Source organism: Bacteroides salyersiae (assembly GCF_031172035.1).
In the GTDB taxonomy this organism is placed as follows: domain Bacteria; phylum Bacteroidota; class Bacteroidia; order Bacteroidales; family Bacteroidaceae; genus Bacteroides; species Bacteroides salyersiae.
Genome location: NZ_CP133452.1, coordinates 899,340 through 917,603, shown reverse-complemented (window position 1 = coordinate 917,603; position 18,264 = coordinate 899,340). Strand labels below are relative to the sequence as shown.

Annotated in this window: 17 protein-coding genes and 1 tRNA gene; 3 read left to right on the top strand and 15 right to left on the bottom strand. The window is 46.4% G+C overall.

Annotated elements, in window-relative coordinates:
- Positions 1 to 56 precede the first annotated feature (56 nt).
- The 7 genes from RB604_RS03510 to bamJ (RB604_RS03480) all read right to left on the bottom strand — a co-directional run bounded on the left by RB604_RS03510 (position 57) and on the right by bamJ (RB604_RS03480) (position 4,815).
- The gene (locus RB604_RS03510; RefSeq protein WP_055293824.1) at positions 57 to 1,250 is read right to left on the bottom strand and encodes a THUMP-like domain-containing protein; all 1,194 of its coding nucleotides are present in this window, start codon (positions 1,248 to 1,250) and stop codon (positions 57 to 59) included.
- Entirely contained in the window at positions 1,225 to 1,974 is a 750-nt protein-coding gene (locus RB604_RS03505; RefSeq protein ID WP_021937289.1) for a M15 family metallopeptidase, read from the bottom strand. The genes RB604_RS03510 and RB604_RS03505 overlap by 26 nt, the downstream gene beginning before the upstream one ends.
- 264 nt (positions 1,975 to 2,238) lie before the next feature.
- Positions 2,239 to 2,312, bottom strand: a tRNA-Ile gene (locus RB604_RS03500).
- Between the two features lie 95 nt (positions 2,313 to 2,407).
- The gene (locus RB604_RS03495; protein ID WP_055293822.1) at positions 2,408 to 2,719 is read right to left on the bottom strand and encodes a DUF4491 family protein; all 312 of its coding nucleotides are present in this window, start codon (positions 2,717 to 2,719) and stop codon (positions 2,408 to 2,410) included.
- 4 nt (positions 2,720 to 2,723) lie between these two features.
- On the bottom strand, positions 2,724 to 3,188 hold the full coding sequence (locus RB604_RS03490; RefSeq protein WP_005928359.1) for an Lrp/AsnC family transcriptional regulator: 465 nt from the start codon (positions 3,186 to 3,188) through the stop codon (positions 2,724 to 2,726).
- A gap of 154 nt (positions 3,189 to 3,342) precedes the next feature.
- Positions 3,343 to 4,209 carry a BamJ family beta-barrel-assembly machinery protein gene (gene bamJ, locus RB604_RS03485; RefSeq protein WP_055293820.1) on the bottom strand — a complete coding sequence of 289 codons (867 nt, stop codon included), beginning with the start codon at positions 4,207 to 4,209 and terminating at the stop codon, positions 3,343 to 3,345.
- Between the two features lie 15 nt (positions 4,210 to 4,224).
- Complete coding sequence (gene bamJ / locus RB604_RS03480) at positions 4,225 to 4,815, bottom strand: BamJ family beta-barrel-assembly machinery protein (protein WP_021937287.1); 591 nt, start codon at positions 4,813 to 4,815, stop codon at positions 4,225 to 4,227.
- 279 nt (positions 4,816 to 5,094) lie between these two features.
- On the opposite strand from bamJ (RB604_RS03480), the gene RB604_RS03475 reads away from it, so the two are divergent.
- Positions 5,095 to 5,793: an SIR2 family NAD-dependent protein deacylase gene (locus RB604_RS03475; RefSeq protein ID WP_005928364.1), complete on the top strand. Its 699-nt coding sequence runs from the start codon at positions 5,095 to 5,097 to the stop codon at positions 5,791 to 5,793.
- A gap of 352 nt (positions 5,794 to 6,145) precedes the next feature.
- Here the strand turns inward: RB604_RS03475 and RB604_RS03470 are convergent, their stop codons facing one another.
- Both RB604_RS03470 and RB604_RS03465 read right to left on the bottom strand, forming a co-directional pair.
- Positions 6,146 to 6,895, bottom strand: coding sequence for a glycosyltransferase family 2 protein (locus RB604_RS03470; protein WP_005928366.1), 750 nt, complete (start codon positions 6,893 to 6,895; stop codon positions 6,146 to 6,148).
- Entirely contained in the window at positions 6,888 to 8,153 is a 1,266-nt protein-coding gene (locus RB604_RS03465; RefSeq protein ID WP_005928368.1) for a glycosyltransferase family 4 protein, read from the bottom strand. The genes RB604_RS03470 and RB604_RS03465 overlap by 8 nt, the downstream gene beginning before the upstream one ends.
- Positions 8,154 to 8,254: 101 nt before the next feature.
- On the opposite strand from RB604_RS03465, the gene wecC reads away from it, so the two are divergent.
- Together wecC and wecB are read left to right on the top strand one after the other, a co-directional pair.
- Positions 8,255 to 9,457, top strand: a complete 1,203-nt coding sequence (gene wecC / locus RB604_RS03460; RefSeq protein WP_007479697.1) for a UDP-N-acetyl-D-mannosamine dehydrogenase — start codon at positions 8,255 to 8,257, stop codon at positions 9,455 to 9,457.
- Between the two features lie 2 nt (positions 9,458 to 9,459).
- Positions 9,460 to 10,587 (top strand): non-hydrolyzing UDP-N-acetylglucosamine 2-epimerase, encoded by a 1,128-nt coding sequence (wecB, locus tag RB604_RS03455; protein WP_005928372.1) that lies wholly within the window; start codon positions 9,460 to 9,462, stop codon positions 10,585 to 10,587.
- Here the strand turns inward: wecB and RB604_RS03450 are convergent.
- The 6 genes from RB604_RS03450 to metG are packed head-to-tail and all read right to left on the bottom strand — an operon-like array spanning position 10,551 to position 18,138.
- Positions 10,551 to 11,753 (bottom strand): glycosyltransferase family 4 protein, encoded by a 1,203-nt coding sequence (locus RB604_RS03450; protein ID WP_007479700.1) that lies wholly within the window; start codon positions 11,751 to 11,753, stop codon positions 10,551 to 10,553. The two genes, wecB and RB604_RS03450, sit on opposite strands and share 37 nt — an antisense overlap.
- Positions 11,753 to 12,679 (bottom strand): glycosyltransferase family 2 protein, encoded by a 927-nt coding sequence (locus RB604_RS03445; RefSeq protein ID WP_007479702.1) that lies wholly within the window; start codon positions 12,677 to 12,679, stop codon positions 11,753 to 11,755. Before RB604_RS03445 ends, RB604_RS03450 begins: the two co-directional genes overlap by 1 nt.
- Positions 12,676 to 13,593 carry a beta-1,6-N-acetylglucosaminyltransferase gene (locus tag RB604_RS03440; RefSeq protein ID WP_021937283.1) on the bottom strand — a complete coding sequence of 306 codons (918 nt, stop codon included), beginning with the start codon at positions 13,591 to 13,593 and terminating at the stop codon, positions 12,676 to 12,678. Before RB604_RS03440 ends, RB604_RS03445 begins: the two co-directional genes overlap by 4 nt.
- Positions 13,590 to 14,588 carry a glycosyltransferase family 2 protein gene (locus RB604_RS03435; RefSeq protein WP_007479704.1) on the bottom strand — a complete coding sequence of 333 codons (999 nt, stop codon included), beginning with the start codon at positions 14,586 to 14,588 and terminating at the stop codon, positions 13,590 to 13,592. The genes RB604_RS03440 and RB604_RS03435 overlap by 4 nt, the downstream gene beginning before the upstream one ends.
- A gap of 1 nt (position 14,589) precedes the next feature.
- Positions 14,590 to 16,044 carry an O-glycosylation flippase gene (gene wzx, locus RB604_RS03430; RefSeq protein WP_005928382.1) on the bottom strand — a complete coding sequence of 485 codons (1,455 nt, stop codon included), beginning with the start codon at positions 16,042 to 16,044 and terminating at the stop codon, positions 14,590 to 14,592.
- A 51-nt stretch (positions 16,045 to 16,095) separates the two neighbouring features.
- Positions 16,096 to 18,138 (bottom strand): methionine--tRNA ligase, encoded by a 2,043-nt coding sequence (gene metG, locus RB604_RS03425; RefSeq protein ID WP_007479705.1) that lies wholly within the window; start codon positions 18,136 to 18,138, stop codon positions 16,096 to 16,098.
- Between the last annotated feature and the right edge of the window lie 126 nt (positions 18,139 to 18,264).

Sequence of the window (18,264 nt, the reverse complement as noted above, 5' to 3'; positions counted from 1 at the left end):
ATTTCGTGTCTTTTACGAAATGTTTACCGGAAAGTGACAAATGTGATACATTGGAGTTACGAATTAGAAGATACTTTGCTGCATCTTATCAGTACTTTCTGATCATTGGATAAGGTGGTGGCAAACAGATAGGTCTCGCCTCCATCAGACAATTTAGTACGTTTCCGGATTTCTGCTACTGTAGCCGGAAAATTCCGAACGGTAATATTTGCTTTCTTGATATCCCCGATACATTCTTTGATCTCTTTTTTGTTGAAGGAACATTGCCCCGTCACCTGAAAAACTCTTCCGGGAAATTCTTTTATCCATTCGTCGGAGGTATACAGATGGCTATTGGGGTGTAGCTTTCTCGTATGATACGAAGCGGCGATGCTGCGGAAAGCACCTGCTTTAAGAATGGATGCATTGGGCTCGTACAAGTATGTGCCTACTTTCTCTGTATAAGTGCATTCCGCTCTTGCTTCTTCTTCACGGGTGAAAACAAAGCTCTGTTTTTCTTTGGATGTGAGATTGATGCAATGGATCGGTATCTGATGTGTGGGAGGGGTATCTCCGATAATTAGCAAAAGCTCTTTGCAATCATTGTTTGCAGAAATAACATGTGCTTCCTGTGTATGTTTCATTGTTTTTAATGCCAGGCTGAGATCGAGCATCGGGGATAGTTTTATCATGATTCGGTTGGCCTTGGATAACAAAAGTTCTTCCAGTTTTGCTACGTCCGGTTCACAATCTGATATGGCAACAGTTTTTCCTCCGTGTTCGTTTCTTCGTGCCGGGTCGATGAAAATACAATCTTCCCGATTCATTTGCTGTAAGTGGGTTACGGCATCTTCATTGTATATTGTAATGTGATTCAGGCCCAGCAGGGGAAAGTTGTGCGAAGCGATTTCACAGAGTTCTTCCTGGCGTTCTACATACGATATATGTTTGAATTTAGTAGCCAGAAAAGCACAATCGATCCCCAAACCGCCTGTTAGATCGGTGAGCGTATTTCCATTTAACAAAGAGGCTTTGTAGAGTGCTGTTGTTTCGGAAGAGCATTGTTCCATTGAAAGATGACGAGGATATAAAATCCCTTCGATGGCTGCCCACGAAGGAATTTTATTGGCAGCTGCTTGTTTGCCCGCTATTTGCAGAATAGCGGCCGGCATGTCTACATCAGGATATTTCGGGGTTTGTAAAGCTAATGCATGTATATCCTCATGAGCGTGATCGCGGATAAAGTCAAGGGTTTGTCGGGAGAGTGTCATGGGTTGGAATGTTTTCTATTCGTTTATATCTTTGTTTGGCTTCTTCTCTGCTACAACGGTTGAAGTGCCACCATTCGCTGTTTAGTGCCCGGAATCCGGCATCTTTCATTACTTGCCGTAGTAAAAGGCGGTTCTGATAGGCCTCTTTACTGATTCTTCCGCTTTTTACCAGTTCTACCTCATGAGTGATATGTGCTTCGATACCTAAATGGTCGACTTCTGTGCCCATGGGGAGTGCCTCTCCATTTTCATTGACGATACTGACGTCTACTGCCAAACCGTAATTATGCAATCCGCCTCCACGGCCGGGATTGGATACATAAATGCTTTTTGATGTGCCTTTCACTATATTCCACATTTTTTGCTGAACGGACATAGGACGTGCTGCATCATATACGATCAGGGAGTATTCCGGATGTTTTTCTTTCAGAAGTCGTTGTGCACGGATGAGGGATGTCAGAGCATCGGGATGTAAGTAAGCCTCTTTCAGATCATCGTAGAGTAATTGACCGGTAAAGTTATCTGCGGTGGCATACATGAGTTTAACAATTATGCTGCTATCTGCGCTTTGCACGTCTTTTAATCCGAGTGAATCCAGATAAAGGGCGGTCCGGCTCTTGGCTATGGTGGGAGAGGGAATTTTCGTTGCAGTTATCGGGTCTTTAAGAAGGGGGACAATGCTTTCTTCCTGTACCGGTTTCTTTTCGGCACCGCAGGCTGCCATTAACGGGAAAAAGATTATGTATATCCACTTCACATTTCTCATGTTGCTAATAAATATCCATTTATTTCATTGATCCCTTTAATTTACTATTCTTAATCTTATGTTTTTATAGTCCGTACGTTGACACAATGTTCAATCAGTGAAACAATAGTGAAACGAATGTCTTAAGAGTGTATAAAAACAGCAAGAACGACGGATTTTATCAGAAAGGGATATAAAAAAGAAAAAGGCTGACTCCCAACGGGATACAGCCTTTTTCTTTTGTGGACCAGCCTGGGCTTGAACCAGGGACCTCCAGATTATGAGTCTGTTGCTCTAACCAACTGAGCTACAAGTCCGGGATTCAATTTCTTGAATGCGGTGACAAAAGTAGGCCTTTTCTTCGAAATATGCAAGTTTTTAGAATAAAAAACTTCTTATTCTTCTCAATACTTCAAAACTTATAGGTGCGCTTGGGATTCTTGGGAAACCAGCCTTTTTTAACCCGCTCTTCCTGTTCGAAGACCTCTTTGATAGTCCAGAAAGAAGAAAAAGCGAATACACCTAATAGCGAAGAGACAAGAATATTGTCTACACTTAGTGAAGCGGCTATACCACTTATCCCCAATACCAAAAAAATCCACCAGCATTTAGTACCCCAATAATATTCGGCTTTTACCACGATAGGGTGGAAAAGGCCGATTATCAAAAATGTGCAAATACCGATCAATAGTCCTGCCAGATGATATTCATTTAAGAATTCCATTGGCTTACTTTTCTACTCGGATGGGAATTTCTTTCTTGATGCTTTGTTCCAGTGAGATAAGTGTCTCAGTGGCTACAACGCCCGGTATCTCCTGCATTTTGTTGTTCAGCAGATCCATCAGGTGTTCATTGTCGCAAGCATATAGTTTTGTCAACATGGTATACGGACCGGTAGTAAAATGACATTCTACAATTTCGGGAATTTTCTGCAATTCGGCTACCACGGATTTGTACATAGATCCTTTTTCAAGCTTGATACCGACGTATGTGCAAGTTCTGTATCCAAGTGATTTGGGATTCACATGGTAACCTGAGCCGACAATAACTCCCAGATCGATAAGGCGTTGTACGCGTTGGTGGATAGCCGCACGTGAGACACCACATTCTGCTGCCACATCTTTGAAAGGTATACGGGCGTTCTGAGAGATAATCTCGAGAATCTGCCTGTCAAGGTTGTCTATCTTTTCCATAATTTATGAGTATAATTTCCAGTTGTTATCAAATAGTAAGCAAATATAGAGATTTATTTTAATTTCTCTATATAAAAGGGATAAAAAATAGGAAATAGCAAAAAAAGAGGCGCAAATTTCTTTGCACCTCTTTCTGTTTATTAAGGGATTTTGCTTACTTTTCGATACTGAGCAATTCTACTTCGAAAATCAAAGTTGAGAACGGTTTGATCTGTCCCTGGTCTCTTGAACCGTAAGCCAGTTCTTGCGGGATGTAAAGTTCCCATTTAGAACCTACAGGCATCATAGTCAAAGCTTCTGTCCAACCTTTGATTACTTGGTTGGCACGGAAAGTAGTCGGTTCTTTACGTTTGTAAGAGCTGTCGAATTCTGTTCCGTCGATCAAAGTACCTTTATAGTTTACTTTTACTTTGCAAGTGTCAGCAGGAATTGCACCTTTACCTTCAGTGATTACTTTGTATTGCAGTCCGCTCGGAGTTGTCTTTACACCTTCTTTTGTTTTGTTTTCTGCAAGGAATTTTTCACCGGCAGCTTTGTTGTCGGCATATTTTTCTTCCATTGCTTTTGCTTTGATGGCTTCCATTGCAGTCTGAGTATAGGTTTGTGCCTGTTCCATAGTCATCAAACCACCTTTTTCCAATGTACCGGCGATGAAACCAGCGAGGAAGTTTTCTTTGCTGATTGTTTTTACAGAATCGTTGCCGAACAGTTCGTGGTTGATACCTTTCATCATCTGGTTGCTGATCTGCTGACCGATCTGGAGACCTGCCATGTAAGCAGTTTCTTTTTTACCGCTTTTCTTGGCACCTTCGTTTACGCCTTTGATAAATTCAGCTAAATAAGCTGTGTCAACATCCATACGGCCTACCAAGTAACCTTTCAGACCTTGAGTCTGAGCCATACCGATTGAATAAGACAATGAATCGAGTTCTGTTTTCAGATTTGCTTTAGGAGCCTGGGCTGTACATGATGCAAGGCCGGCTACGGCAGCGATGGCTGCCAGCGTTGTAATTTTCTTCATTTCGCTTTAAAAAATTTATTTGTTTAATACTTCAAGTAATTCTACTTCGAATACCAATGTGCTATGCGGGGGAATCATTTCTCCGGCACCTTGTGCGCCATAGGCCAGGTCGGAAGGAATATATAGCTTCCATTTGGAACCTTCGGGCATCAATTGCAGGGCTTCTACCCATCCCGGGATTACCTGATTGACACCGAATACAGCCGGTTGGCCGCGTTTGATGGAACTGTCGAACAGGGTTCCGTCAATCAGTGTACCCTCGTAGTGGCATTTCACTTGGTCGGTAGCTTTGGCAAGTTTGCCTTTGCCTTCGGTGATAACTTCGTATTGCAGTCCGCTCGGAAGAGTGACAATGCCTGCTCTCTTTTTATTTTCTTCCAGGAATGCTTTGCCTTGTTCGATGCTGGCGGCGTTCATTTTCTGTTCCAGTTCTTCGAAATATTTGTTCACTATTTCGCGGGCTTCCTGGTGGCTGATAGCTGTCGGATTACCTTCCAATACATCTTTGATTGCCTGAGCAAAATCTTCTACCGCGATGCCTTTGGCACCCATACCTAACAAGTTTTGGCCAATTCCGAGGCCGATTGCATAACTAAATTTATCCATATATGTTTTTGTTGAAGATTGGAGGAAGAATGTTGAATCTTTCACTCTCAATCAATTGCAAATTTACAATTGGCAAAAATACGTGTTTTATTTGAATGAACGGGCTTTTTGGAATTAAAATTTCTTATTGTCTTATAAGTTATCTACTTTTATTGCGATAATGGGGAGAAATGAATCGATTATTGTTGCCGGGCCACTTAGATTATGCAGACACGGACTTTGATATTCGATTATTCTATTCTATTTTTGCTATTCATATATTAAATGAAGGAGGAGATTATGAAAAACTTGGTTGTTTTATCCGGTGCCGGAATGAGTGCGGAGAGCGGTATCAGTACTTTTCGTGATGCGGGTGGATTATGGGATAAGTATCCGGTGGAGCAGGTGGCCACTCCGGAGGGCTATGCGCGTGACCCGGAATTGGTGATTAATTTTTATAATGAACGCCGGAAACAGTTGCTGGATGTAAAGCCGAATCGCGGTCATGAATTGCTGGCCGGTCTGGAGAAATATTTTAATGTGACGGTGATTACCCAGAATGTGGATAATCTGCATGAACGTGCGGGTAGTACGCACATTGTACACCTGCACGGTGAATTGACAAAAGTTTGTTCCAGCCGTGATCCCAACAATCCTCATTATATAAAAGAACTTCAGCCGGAGGAATATGAAGTCCGGATGGGAGACCGTGCCGGTGACGGTTCGCAGTTTCGTCCGTTCATTGTATGGTTCGGCGAATCGGTACCGGAGATAGAGACGGCTATTGATTTCGTGGAGAAGGCCGACATATTCGTTATCATCGGCACATCGATGAATGTCTATCCGGCTGCCGGTCTGCTGAACTATGTGCCCCGTGGTGCTGAAGTTTACCTGATTGATCCGAAGCCGGTGGATACGCATACTTCCCGCCCGATACATGTGATTCGGAAGGGGGCTTCGGAGGGAGTAGCGGAATTGCAGAAGCTATTGGGCGTATGATTCTTTTGAATTGATTTCTGTCAAGAGCATCTTTATGTATTCTTAACAGGAAAGCGGCTTTTGAAGAAGATAATTCCTGTTGCGTCGGCACATGGTGGGAAGGGGATCGCGACAAGTAATGAAACTCATCGTCACGTGCCGTGTTATTCATCGTCACATGCCGTGTTATTTTCGGTAACTACCGTTGGGAAGATGGTTGACGACCGTGCTTAGACGCCCTTTTTACGTTATTTGAAAAAGAAAGGAGAGGGCTGCTGCTCTCTCCTTGTATCGGGTGGATTAACTGAATCTAATTCATGATTACTTTCGCAAAGATACGATAATAAAACCCGGAAGCCAAGTAAAGGCCGTTTTATTTCTTGATGATTGCACGAAATATAAACCAGATATGATGGAGAACGGTACTGGCTGTTCCATAGTGGTGCGCCATAATACGGAAGCGTTCGCGAAGCGATGCTTTGTGGTTCCGGGTGGTCATTCCCTCGTCCAGATAGTCGATAAGTATCAAGTGGGTATTATGCAAGGTCCGTGCTTTCTTCATTACACGGATACACCAGTCGAAATCGGCGGAAAAGCGGTACTGCAAGTCATAAGGTTCTACCACTGTATGTCGTGCAAGAAAAGCCTGATGACATACGAGCATTCCTTGTTTGAAACTCTTCCATGTCAGTTTTTCCGGAGCGGAAAGGCGGCGCATGTGCAGGAAGTGGCGGTCCTTATCTACAATCGCGGTTTCACCGTACAGCACGTCCGGCAGTTCGCTTCCGTTGATCGAGTGTACCATTTGTTGCAAAGTGTCATCTTCATGGAAACTGTCGCCTGCATTGAGGAAGCAGAGATAATCTCCCGTGGCGAGTGAAATCCCCTTGTTCATTGCATCATACAATCCTTTGTCGGGTTCGCTGATAATCTTATGGATTCGTTCCCGATACCGGTTTGCGATAGCCATTGTATGGTCTCTCGATGCACCGTCCACAAGGATATATTCCACGTGATGGTACGTTTGTGAGATGACACTTTGTATGGTATCCTCTAATACTTCCCCGGCATTGTAGGTTACGGTGATAACCGATATTTTGGGCGTATGGCGGTTGCTATGCATATCTCCCCGTGATTTTATTGTAAACCTCGATGTATCTTTTGGCTATATAGCTTTCCGAATAGCTGGAGACGGCTTTCCGGCAGGCCTGTTCTGACAGAACCGGGTATTCCGATTCTTCCAATGCCCAATAAATGCCATTGGCAAAGTCTGCAGACGATTTGTATTGTGCCACGTACCCATTGTGCAGATGATCTATCATTTCCGGTATCCCCCCTACATTAAAACCTACACACGGAATGCCGCACGCCATTGCTTCCATAATCGTATTCGGCAGGTTTTCTTCCAGAGAAGGGGTCACAAACAAGTCGACGGCATTGTATATATTCACTAAGTCGTGTTCATTGCTGACGTATTCGAGGGCATAAACAGGGAAAGGAAGCAGGTGGGACAGTTGTTGCGACTGGTTGCCAAATGCTACGACTCCTAATGATGCTTTCAGCTCCGGATGTTTCTCGGCGAGCAATTTGCACGATTCGATCAGGTAGTCTATCCCCTTGCGCTTGTCGGTGATCTTGACAGAACCGAACAGGATCAGTTTTCCTTCCTGTGGCAGTTTGCAATGTGCACGGGCTTCTTTCTTGTTGCGTGGTTTGAAGAGGTTGGTGTTGATCGGGTTGGGAATGCTTATGACGGTCTGGTTGCGTAACAAGGCGCTGCTTTTTGCCCTTTCTTCCAACCAATGGCTACAAGTGACAAATGTAATGGGAGCTTGTTGGTAAAGCGCCTTTTTTTTGTTGAATATCCGGGTGGACAGATCTTTCTTGCCGCCTCCGGTGTATAGAAACTGGCAGTGATGGCATTCTTGCTGATAGTGGGTGCATTCACGGGCGTGGTGGCAGATGCCGGTAGAAGGCCACATGTCGTGCATGGTCCATACCACCGGTTTGCCCGATTCCAATATCCGGTGTATGTCTTTCAGTGAGAGCATTCCCTGGTTGATCCAGTGTAAATGGATGATATCTGCCTGTGTAAACTCGGGCAGAGTGGTGATATCCGTTCCGGTATTGGCTATATCTACTGCAAAAAGATTGTTTTTTCGGAAATGGTTGGCTTTCCAGATGACGATACGTTCCCACATAAATTTCCATACTGTCAGCCAGTTGCGTTCAAGGCGAACGACGCTTATTTGATTGGTTTGTTTGTCACGTACCAGCATTTTCGCTTTAATCCCGTTATTCTTCAGGGATTCCATAAGCCGGCTGGCGGCCACGGCTGCCCCGCCGATACGTTCGGATGTATTAATGATCAATACTCTCATGTGCCTGAATGTTTTGGCAAAAGTAGCGGTTTTCTGTGAGAATTCGTATAAAGTCGTGGATTATTTGTACTTTTGCGGCACTATATTAAATAGGTTTTGACATGAAAAAAGTTCTGTTTTTGGGCTTGGGTTATATTGGCCTTCCTACGGCGGCAGTTGCTGCAACCCACGGTTATCAGGTGATTGGAGTAGACGTAAATCCGGTGGTGGTAGATACCATCAATCAAGGGCGGATACATATCGTGGAGCCCGATTTGGCCAAAGTAGTGAAGGAAGCGGTTTGCAACGGCGCCCTCCGGGCAACGACGAAACCCGAGCAGGCGGATGCTTTCTTTGTGGTAGTGCCTACCCCTTTCAAGCAGAACCACCGGGCGGATATCACGTATGTGGAGTCCGCGACGCGTTCGGTAATTCCTTTTCTTAAGGAGGGAGATTTGTTTGTCATCGAGTCTACCTCCCCGGTGTTTACTACCGAACGGATGGCGGAGGTCATCTATAAGGAACGTCCGGAACTGAAAGATAAACTGTACATAGCCTATTGTCCCGAACGGGTGTTGCCCGGAAACACGCTTTACGAGTTGGTGCACAACGACCGGGTGATCGGTGGTATCAATCCGGAATCTACCGGGAAAGCAATCGAATTTTATTCCGCTTTTGTGAAGGGAACACTCCACCGAACCAATGCCCGCACGGCCGAGATGTGCAAGCTGACCGAGAACTCTTCGCGCGACTCCCAGATTGCTTTTGCCAATGAACTTTCCATGATCTGCGACAAGGCGGGCGTAAATGTATGGGAGCTGATAGAACTGGCCAATAAGCATCCACGCGTCAATATCCTGCAACCGGGATGTGGAGTGGGCGGACACTGTATTGCGGTGGACCCTTGGTTCATCGTTTCCGATTATCCGGAACAGGCGCAGCTCATCAAGCGTGCCCGCGAAACAAACGATTACAAGGCGGACTGGTGTGCCAACAAGGTGATGGAGGCCTGCCAGGCCTTTGTGGAAAAGAACGACCGGGAACCGGTGGTGGCTTGCATGGGGTTAGCTTTCAAACCCAACATCGATGACCTGCGGGAATCCCCTGCCAAATATATCGCTTCCCGTATCATCTCCGAATCGAGAGCGGATGTGCTGATTGTGGAGCCGAATATTACTTCGCACCCCAGCTTCCACCTCACCGATTACCGGGAAGCATATGCGAAAGCTGATATTGTGGTGTGGCTTGTTCGCCACGCTCCTTTTGTGGAGATGCCGCGTGCAAAGGATAAATTGGAGTTGGACTTCTGCGGGGTAAGAAAGTAAAGATGAAGAAAATTCTATTAGTGTTCGGTACTCGCCCCGAAGCCATCAAGATGGCACCGTTGGTGAAAGAGTTTCAGAAGGATACAGAGCATTTCGAAACAAAAGTATGTGTAACGGCACAGCATCGGCAGATGCTCGACCAAGTGTTGGAAGTGTTTGGCATTACGCCCGATTATGACTTGAACATCATGGCTCCCAATCAGGACTTATACGACATTACCTCGAAAGTGCTGTTAGGGCTGCGGGACGTATTGAAGGATTTTGCGCCCGATGTGGTGCTGGTGCACGGCGATACTACCACCTCGATGGCGGCTTCATTGGCTGCCTTTTACCGGCAGATTGCAGTGGCGCATGTGGAAGCGGGGCTGCGCACATACGACATGCTGTCGCCCTGGCCCGAGGAGATGAACCGCCAGGTGACGGACCGCATCTGCACGTATTATTTTGCGCCTACCGGGCAATCCCGGCAGAATCTTCTGCGGGAGAACATAGAAGAGAAGAAAATCTTCGTTACCGGCAATACGGTGATAGACGCTTTGCTGATGGCGGTCGACATCATTGCTACGAAGACGGGGATGGAAGAACAGATACATAAGGAGATCCAAGAGAAAGGTTACACTGTGGGCGAACGTGATTATATCCTCGTTACCGGCCACCGCCGTGAGAATTTCGGCGAAGGGTTCCTGCACATCTGTAAGGCTATCAGGGAGTTGGCTTCGAAGTATCCCGATATAGATATCGTCTACCCTGTGCATCTGAACCCGAATGTGCAGAAACCGGTTTATGAGCTGCTGTCCGGACTGGATAACGTTTTTCTGATCTCTCCGTTGGACTACCTGCCTTTTATTTATGCCATGCAGCACTCCATCTTGTTGCTGACCGATAGCGGGGGTGTACAGGAAGAGGCGCCTTCGTTGGGCAAACCGGTGCTTGTGATGCGCAACACCACCGAACGGCCCGAAGCGGTGGAAGCTGGAACAGTGAAACTGGTGGGCACGGATGCCGAGACCATTGTGGGCAACGTAGTGGAATTGTTGCGTAACAAAGAACTTTACAAGCGTATGTCCGAGACGCACAATCCTTACGGTGATGGTCAGGCTTGCGAAAGAATCGTGAACGCTCTCAAGTAGCGTGCACTGACTGTTTCGATATTTATCTTTTCACGAATGATCCGTTCGGATTCTTTTCCCATCTTTTTGCATAGTGCAGGAGAAGAGAACAATTCGCTGATCTTTTCGGCCAGACTGTCTGCATCACCCTCTTTGAAAAAGAAGCCGTTCTTGCCATCGATCACCAGGTCACGTTCTGTGCCGTCACATACCGAGCAGAGCACCGGCATGCCGTAGGTCATGGCGTCGTTGATGGAAAGTCCGCCCATACCGGCCAGTACATATACGGTAGATTCGTTCATATAAGCACCCAGCTTTTCCGGGTCGTAGACTGCGCCGATGAACCGGATGGAATCTGTCAACCCCGATTCGGCTGCTTGTTGTTTCAGATGTTTTAGTTCCGGTCCGTCGCCGACAATCACCAACTCGGCATCGGGGAAAGAGTGGATCGTCCGGTGGAAAGCGTTGATCAGTAAATCCACCCGTTTCCATTTCACTAAGCGTCCGATGTGTAGAAGCCGCCTTTCGGAGGGCGGGAGCAACGGGGTGGAGTTTACTACGGTTTCTTTTTCTTTCAATAAGGCTTCCGTATCTGTGGAGTTGTACGTGACGTGTATCTGTTCTTTTTTTACTCCGTAAGAGGGGAGGATCTCGTAGGCCACTGTAGAGTAGTTCAATGTTCCTGCCGTCCGGGCGTAGCAGTATTTACGAATCCGGGCTGTGAACCATTGTTTCAGATAGAACCCTGGACCGGTGCTAAGCAGGCGCATATTCTCGTCGTACATCGGGTTGGCACGGAAGTATTCTTTTATTTTTCCATAGGGTGGGGTTTGGAAGGGGATCTCCCGGATTACCAGTTGGGTATTGCACTCTTTCATTACCCGCCGGAGCTTGGGCTGAAAGAATATTTGCAGGAAGTAGGGCCAGCCCATGACAAGTATGTCGGGCTTTTCTTTGCGTACGATGTCCGGCAATGCGGGATAAGCGCTTTTGCCGTAGAACATCTTTTTCTCCTCTGTCGTGAGGTGCTTATAGGTACCGCCTTCCACCATTTTTACTCCCTTGCCGATGGTGGCGTTTCCTTTTTGGGGAGTGACTACGGTGATTTCTACTCCTTTAGTGCACAGCTTGTTGAGCATGGCGCTGAGGTAATGCGGTATTCCTCCGAAGGTATAAAGTACTTTCATTATTGTAGATAATTAGCGTTTCTCAGTTTGCTTTGTTTCCGGAACTTTCTGACTTCGGCAGTTCGTTTCAGCAATCGTGTAGTTATGATGACGTATGTACCAGCCGTTTTTGCTTTTCCTTTGACAAGAGCTATTAAGGATTTTTTGACACATGCCAGTACGCTGTAGCCAAATGCTTTCTTAAAAGAATAATTAATATTGGCATATTCCGTCAGATGGTAGATTTGTTCGGAACGTAGGAAGACCTCATGGCTGATTGTCCTGTTTTCACGGTCGTGGCAACCGAATACTTTAGGGGAATAGCCGATGAGATAACCGTGATGTTTGATGCGATTAGCGTAGTCCACGTCTTCGCCGTAATGATAGAAAAGTGGAGAAAAACCACCTACGGTTCGCAACACATTGCACGGAATCATCCAGAAAGCGGCATTGACGAAAGGCAGAGGGATGAGTCCGGACTGTCCGTTTGTTTCTTGCCGGATTTTCAGTTCTTGCTTTTTCACCTCTTCCAGATTGCTGAGATTGGAGTAACCGGCAAAGCCTTGTTCCAACTTCTCTCCCGAACCGGTCAGATGTATGGGCGAGAGAATGCCGTAACGGGGATGGCTCCGACTTAGTTCACTCAGTTCTCCAAGTACTTTGGCATCGATCCAGGCGTCTTGGTTCAAGAGGAAAACAGCATCGTATCCTTCTTTTAGGGCGATTTTCATGCCGATGTTGTTGGCGCGTCCGAAACCGAGATTCTCTTTGCTCTTGATAAGGCGGACTTCGGGATAACGGCTCTCGATGAGTGAAACGGTACGGTCTTGCGAAGCATTGTCTATCACAACGACATCCGCTTGCTGCTCGGATTGGCGAAGGCTGTTCAGGCAACGGTCTATCCAGCGTTCAAAGTTATAGGATACGATGATGACTAATATTTTCATGAAATTTCCTGTTTTCGTTCTGTTTCAATGGTTTTAACGAGAGAGTCCGATGCACCGCTTACCACTTTCCGGCAAAACATCTTGCCGGATTGTTGCAGTGCGCTCCAGTCTTCCAAAGTCAGCACTTTGATGGATTTCCCATATATAATATAATGTAGGGGTGTCAGGGCAGAGAGTCCTGTATATCCTCCTTCAACGGATAATGCGCGGGCGGCAAAGGGAGAATTGAATACAAGCGTCTGTATGCACAATTCGCTGGGTACGAAACTTGTTTTGAAATAACGTACCAACTCTTTTTCGGTACAAAGTTTTTCATAAACATATTGTGCGCAAGGCAGGGTGATACCCCAATAATCCGAGCCGCAATATATGTCACTTTCCTTATTGCCTATCCGTACGATAGGGGCTTTTCGTATGGGAAGCCACTTCATCAGGTGGCGTGATGCCACAATAAATTTATTCTTTAGCCAAAGATTCTCCCATTTCAGGTCGCGGAAAAAGTGATAGTACACTATTTTGGCGATTTGCCGTTTGTCGGCGGAGCGGGTCAGGTTCATTCCCATGATAAATTCCGTATCCCGATGTTCTTCAAAATACCGGTGGATTTTTCTGTTCGGCCATAAAGGGTAGTCTTGACCGCTTAAGCATACGATACGCGTATACTCTATGCCACTGTGTAGTACGGCAGCTAACAGCTCCTTCTGATATTCCACTTGTTCCCAGCCTCCCCAGCTCACCCAATGGCTTTGTACAAAGGTGACCTTGCCTTCCGGCAACAGTTCTTTGAACGGACGGCTGTCTGCTTTCCGGTCAATATGTACGTAGAAATCAGCATCTTCATCCAATGCTTTAATGAGACGCGACAGATGCGGAGCATCTTTGTATGCTGAAATAATATAGGCGATCCGGTTCATTTCTTTTGTTTTTGAAAGATGGACTGATTGATGTCGTATAGATCCCGATGAGTACATAAGGCATATAGAGTGGCCAACAGCGCTGTATACAGCTTCTTTTGAAAAGGAAATATGCGCATGGCGATGAAGAATTCTCTTATAGCCAGCCTGTAGCGGTGCGCAAAGAAAGCGCCTACCATTCTTCCCTTGTGCCAGGAAGAAACGTAACGGCGTACTCCTTTTCTGTGGGCGGCAGTGCGGAGCAGTTCGTCGAACATCTGGTCGATCGGATTGTGCCACAGTATGGGACGTATCTTTTTCCCTTCGCTCGGATTGAGGTAGTAAATGGAAGTGGGATGCTTGGAGTAAGCAATGTCACAAGTAGCGTGCAGCCGTGCCAGTGTGATGATATCCTCTCCGGCAGGGATACCGGTGGGAAATCCGCCGAAGGCTTCTATGCTCTGTTTCCGTACGGCATATGAACTCATGTGTAGGGGTGGATTGACGCCCGATGCCATCTCAAAGTAATTGTCAAGAATCGTATCCGTCCCGTCGAAGGCGAACCGGTCGGGTAGTACAGGGAGAAACGGTTTCTTGCCGGGGCGGCAGAAATAATAAGAAGTTCCGAATACTCCGCATCGGGGATATTTCTTTATCAGGCCGGCAATAATTTCCAGGTGATTGTCCGTCCATTGGTCGTCTGCATCCAGAAAAGCTACATATTCATATCGTGACTCGGAAATACCCTTGTTGCGGGCAGCCGATACTCCGGCGTTGGCTTGGCTGATGAGGCGTACCAACGGATAGTTTTTTTGCATTACCAGAGCAGCCCCATTGTCTGTAGAGCCGTCATCGATCACTAATATTTCTGCCGGAAGTACGGTTTGTGCCAATACCGAGTGGATGGAACGCTCTATATAGGCCGCTCCGTTATATAGCGGTATCACGACACTGATAGCGGCATGTGCCGGTTTTCCACATTCTGTTTGGTTATTATTCCTTTCTTCCTGCTTCATATTATTTCTTTTTCCCGGGCAGTTTTTTGCCGATGAACTGAAGGCTTTCTTTGAAAATGGAGACACGGCTTCCCCACATCAGCAAGCAATAAAGTGCGGCACTGATTCCTATTTTGGCGGCAAACAAGAGATATAAGTTAGAAACTCCGCATGTCACATACCAGGTGATTGCCATTGTTGCCGATGCGATGATGGCAAACGGGAGTATGTCCTTCAGTGCCATCCAAAAGCTTAAGCGTATTTCTCTCCAGACAAAATACTGCCATACGGGTAACCAGAGAATATTGAGACAGACAAAACATTGTATCATCACGGCAATACCGTAAGGATAGCTCACAAGCATTGCAGTTAGTTGCAGCAGGCTCAATACGATGGTGTTCCACATGTAAATGTTGGATTTTCCCTTACTGATGACCAGATTGGAATACAGGGTGATGATGGGCATGAATGCCCCCCAGATACAGAGCATTTGCAGCATAGGGACACAAGGAAGCCATTTTTCCGTAATGGTGATAACGATAAATTCGCGGGCTATGAATGCCAGTCCCAACATGGCCGGAAAGGATAGGAATGCGGTAAAACGGAGCATTTTCCGCAGGACGCCCAACTGGCGTGCCGGGTCATTGGAGACTTCTGTCAGGACGGGTTGTGCTACGCTGCTTACCGTACCGCTGATGAAAGAGTATCCCATAGTGTTCCATTTGTTGGACTGGGTGTAGTAGCCCACTTCCTGTTCCGTGAAGAAACGGCCTAACAGGGTAGACAGAATGTTATTATTGGCTTGTGTAAAGATGTTGGTCACCAATATTTTGCTGCTGAAGCCGAACATCGATTTCAGTGGACGGAAGTTAATGTGAAAGGTCGGTCTCCACGGAGAGAAGTACCAGAATGAGAGATTCACGACAGTGATAAATGTCAGGGTTTGTGTGGCTATGCCCCAATAAGACATTCCGTTGTATGCCATGAGGACGCCTACCGTCCCCGACAACAGCAATGCGGGTATCTGTGCCATTGTCTTCTGTTTTACCATCAGGTTCCGGAACAGATAAGCGTTGTGGGCTGTTGCCGTACTGGATATTAGGAAACCGAGAAAAACATAACGTGCCAGCGGTGTGAGATCGGGGTTATTGTAAAAGTCGGCAATGAATGGGGCACAGAAAAAGAGAAGGATGTATATTCCGACTCCCGTGAGTGTGCTGAACCAGAATACGGCATTATAGTCTTCGTGGCTCACTTTCTGTTTATTGGCCAGTGCCACGGTAAACCCGCTTTCCTGCAACGTGCCGGCTATGGCGGAGAAAATAGCGAGCATGCCTATCATGCCATAGTCGGAAGCATCCAATAAACGGGCAAGGACTATTCCGAAGCCCAGATTCAACAACTGCTGTGCGCCGTTGCTGAACCCTCCCCAGAATAGTCCTTTCGCTGTTTTCTCTTTTAGTGATGATTCCCCCATGATAGTACGTCTGCTTTTTTGTTGGAATATCCGTTTGAGGCGCTTTACCGCTTACTTTACTTCGCTGCCGGGCTTCACTTCTTTCAATAGCGAAGTGACGGCCAGCGAGCCATCGTAATTTTCGGCAGAAAGAATCATGCCTTCACTTACCAGTCCGTTTTTGAACTGGCGCGGAGCCAGATTGGCGATGAACAACACCTGCTTACCTACCAATTCTTCCGGTTGATAATGCTGGGCGATACCGCTAACGATCGTACGGTTTTCTAAGCCGTCGGCGATCTTGAATTTCAGTAACTTCTTCATCTTGGGCACCATCTCGCATTCCAATACTGTACCTACGCGGATATCCAATTTTTCAAAATCATCGAATGAGATGACCGGCTTGATCGGGTTGGCTTTGTAATTGGAGGCCTCATTTGCTTTTTTGGTTGCGAGCAATTTGTCTACCTGTGCTTGGATGACATCGTCTTCTATCTTTTCGAACAGTAATTCGGGAGTTCCTAATTGATGTCCGGTAGGAAGCAAGTCTGTTTGTCCCAATTCTGCCCAATCGAAATTGTCCATGTTCAGCATCTTGCGAAGTTTGTCGCTGCTGAATGGCAGGAACGGTTCGAAAGCGATGGCAAGGTTGGCAACTAACTGTAAGGAGATATTCAGAATGGTAGCAACGCGTGTCATGTCGGTCTTTGCAAGTTTCCACGGTTCGGTATCTGCCAGATACTTGTTTCCGATGCGAGCCAGATTCATTGCTTCTTTCTGGGCATCACGGAACTTGAATACATCGAGCAACTTTTCTACTTCTGCTTTTACATCGGCAAATTCTTTCAGTGTTTCGCGGTCATAGTCCGTCAGCTCTCCCGCGGCAGGGACTACACTGTCAAAGTATTTTTTTGTAAGCTGCAGAGCCCGGTTTACGAAGTTGCCATACACGGCCACCAGCTCGTTGTTATTGCGTGCCTGGAAGTCTTTCCATGTGAAATCGTTATCTTTGGTTTCCGGTGCATTGGCGGTCAGTACATAGCGGAGCACGTCCTGCTTGCCGGGGAAGTCTTCCAGATATTCATGCAACCATACGGCCCAATTGCGCGAAGTGGAAATCTTATCGCCTTCAAGGTTGAGGAATTCGTTGCTCGGCACGTTGTCCGGCAGAATGTAACTGCCTTCGGCTTTCAGCATGGCCGGGAACACGATACAGTGGAATACGATGTTGTCCTTTCCGATAAAATGGATAAGACGCGTTTCAGGATCTTTCCACCAAGTTTCCCAAGTGTCGGGCAATAACTCTTTCGTGTTGGAGATATAGCCGATAGGAGCGTCGAACCATACATAGAGAACTTTCCCTTCGGCACCTTCTACCGGAACAGGAATCCCCCAGTCGAGGTCGCGGCTTACGGCACGTGGTTGCAGCCCCATGTCGAGCCAGCTTTTGCATTGTCCGTATACGTTAGGACGCCATTCCTTATGATCTTCCAGAATCCATTGGCGCAGCCATGTTTCATGCTTATCCAACGGGAGATACCAGTGGGTGGTTTCTTTCATCACCGGTTTGCTGCCACTGATGGCGCTCTTCGGATTGATAAGGTCTGTCGGTGAAAGGGAAGTTCCGCACTTTTCGCATTGGTCGCCGTAAGCTCCTTCCGAATGGCAGTGCGGGCATTCGCCTGTGATATAGCGGTCGGCAAGGAACTGGTGCGCTTCTTCATCGTAGTATTGTTCTGACGTTTTTTCGATAAATTCTCCTTTATCATACAACTTCCTGAAGAAGTCTGAGGCCAGTGCATGGTGCGTTTTTGAGGAAGTACGGCTGTATACGTCGAATGAGATGCCGAACTCTTCAAAAGATTTCTTTATGAGGAAATGATAACGGTCTACTACATCTTGTGGAGTGATACCTTCTTTCTTGGCACGGATTGTGATAGGCACACCGTGTTCATCCGAACCGCCGATAAAGAGTACGTCTTCTTTTTTCAATCTCAGATAACGGACATAGATATCTGCCGGCACGTATACACCTGCCAGATGTCCGATATGAACAGGCCCGTTGGCATATGGCAGAGCCGAGGTCACTGTGGTTCTTTTAAAGTTCTTTTCCATTGATATAGGGATTATTTTTATGATTCTCTTATCATTAATAGCCCACAAAGGTAGGGAAATTCTTTTTTATTTCTTGTTTTTGCTGATAATAGAAATGTATTTAATACGTTTTTACTCTTCCGGGAT

Bases quoted from the DNA above. Each gene is read 5' to 3' on its own strand.
- RB604_RS03510 (WP_055293824.1), bottom strand. From the start codon at position 1,250: ATGACACTCTCCCGACAAACCCTTGACTTTATCCGCGATCACGCTCAT.
- RB604_RS03505 (WP_021937289.1), bottom strand. From the start codon at position 1,974: ATGGCAGCCTGCGGTGCCGAAAAGAAACCGGTACAGGAAGAAAGCATT.
- RB604_RS03495 (WP_055293822.1), bottom strand. From the start codon at position 2,719: ATGGAATTCTTAAATGAATATCATCTGGCAGGACTATTGATCGGTATT.
- RB604_RS03490 (WP_005928359.1), bottom strand. From the start codon at position 3,188: ATGGAAAAGATAGACAACCTTGACAGGCAGATTCTCGAGATTATCTCT.
- bamJ (WP_055293820.1), bottom strand. From the start codon at position 4,209: ATGAAGAAAATTACAACGCTGGCAGCCATCGCTGCCGTAGCCGGCCTT.
- bamJ (WP_021937287.1), bottom strand. From the start codon at position 4,815: ATGGATAAATTTAGTTATGCAATCGGCCTCGGAATTGGCCAAAACTTG.
- RB604_RS03475 (WP_005928364.1), top strand. From the start codon at position 5,095: ATGAAAAACTTGGTTGTTTTATCCGGTGCCGGAATGAGTGCGGAGAGC.
- RB604_RS03470 (WP_005928366.1), bottom strand. From the start codon at position 6,895: ATGCATAGCAACCGCCATACGCCCAAAATATCGGTTATCACCGTAACC.
- RB604_RS03465 (WP_005928368.1), bottom strand. From the start codon at position 8,153: ATGAGAGTATTGATCATTAATACATCCGAACGTATCGGCGGGGCAGCC.
- wecC (WP_007479697.1), top strand. From the start codon at position 8,255: ATGAAAAAAGTTCTGTTTTTGGGCTTGGGTTATATTGGCCTTCCTACG.
- wecB (WP_005928372.1), top strand. From the start codon at position 9,460: ATGAAGAAAATTCTATTAGTGTTCGGTACTCGCCCCGAAGCCATCAAG.
- RB604_RS03450 (WP_007479700.1), bottom strand. From the start codon at position 11,753: ATGAAAGTACTTTATACCTTCGGAGGAATACCGCATTACCTCAGCGCC.
- RB604_RS03445 (WP_007479702.1), bottom strand. From the start codon at position 12,679: ATGAAAATATTAGTCATCATCGTATCCTATAACTTTGAACGCTGGATA.
- RB604_RS03440 (WP_021937283.1), bottom strand. From the start codon at position 13,593: ATGAACCGGATCGCCTATATTATTTCAGCATACAAAGATGCTCCGCAT.
- RB604_RS03435 (WP_007479704.1), bottom strand. From the start codon at position 14,588: ATGAAGCAGGAAGAAAGGAATAATAACCAAACAGAATGTGGAAAACCG.
- wzx (WP_005928382.1), bottom strand. From the start codon at position 16,044: ATGGGGGAATCATCACTAAAAGAGAAAACAGCGAAAGGACTATTCTGG.
- metG (WP_007479705.1), bottom strand. From the start codon at position 18,138: ATGGAAAAGAACTTTAAAAGAACCACAGTGACCTCGGCTCTGCCATAT.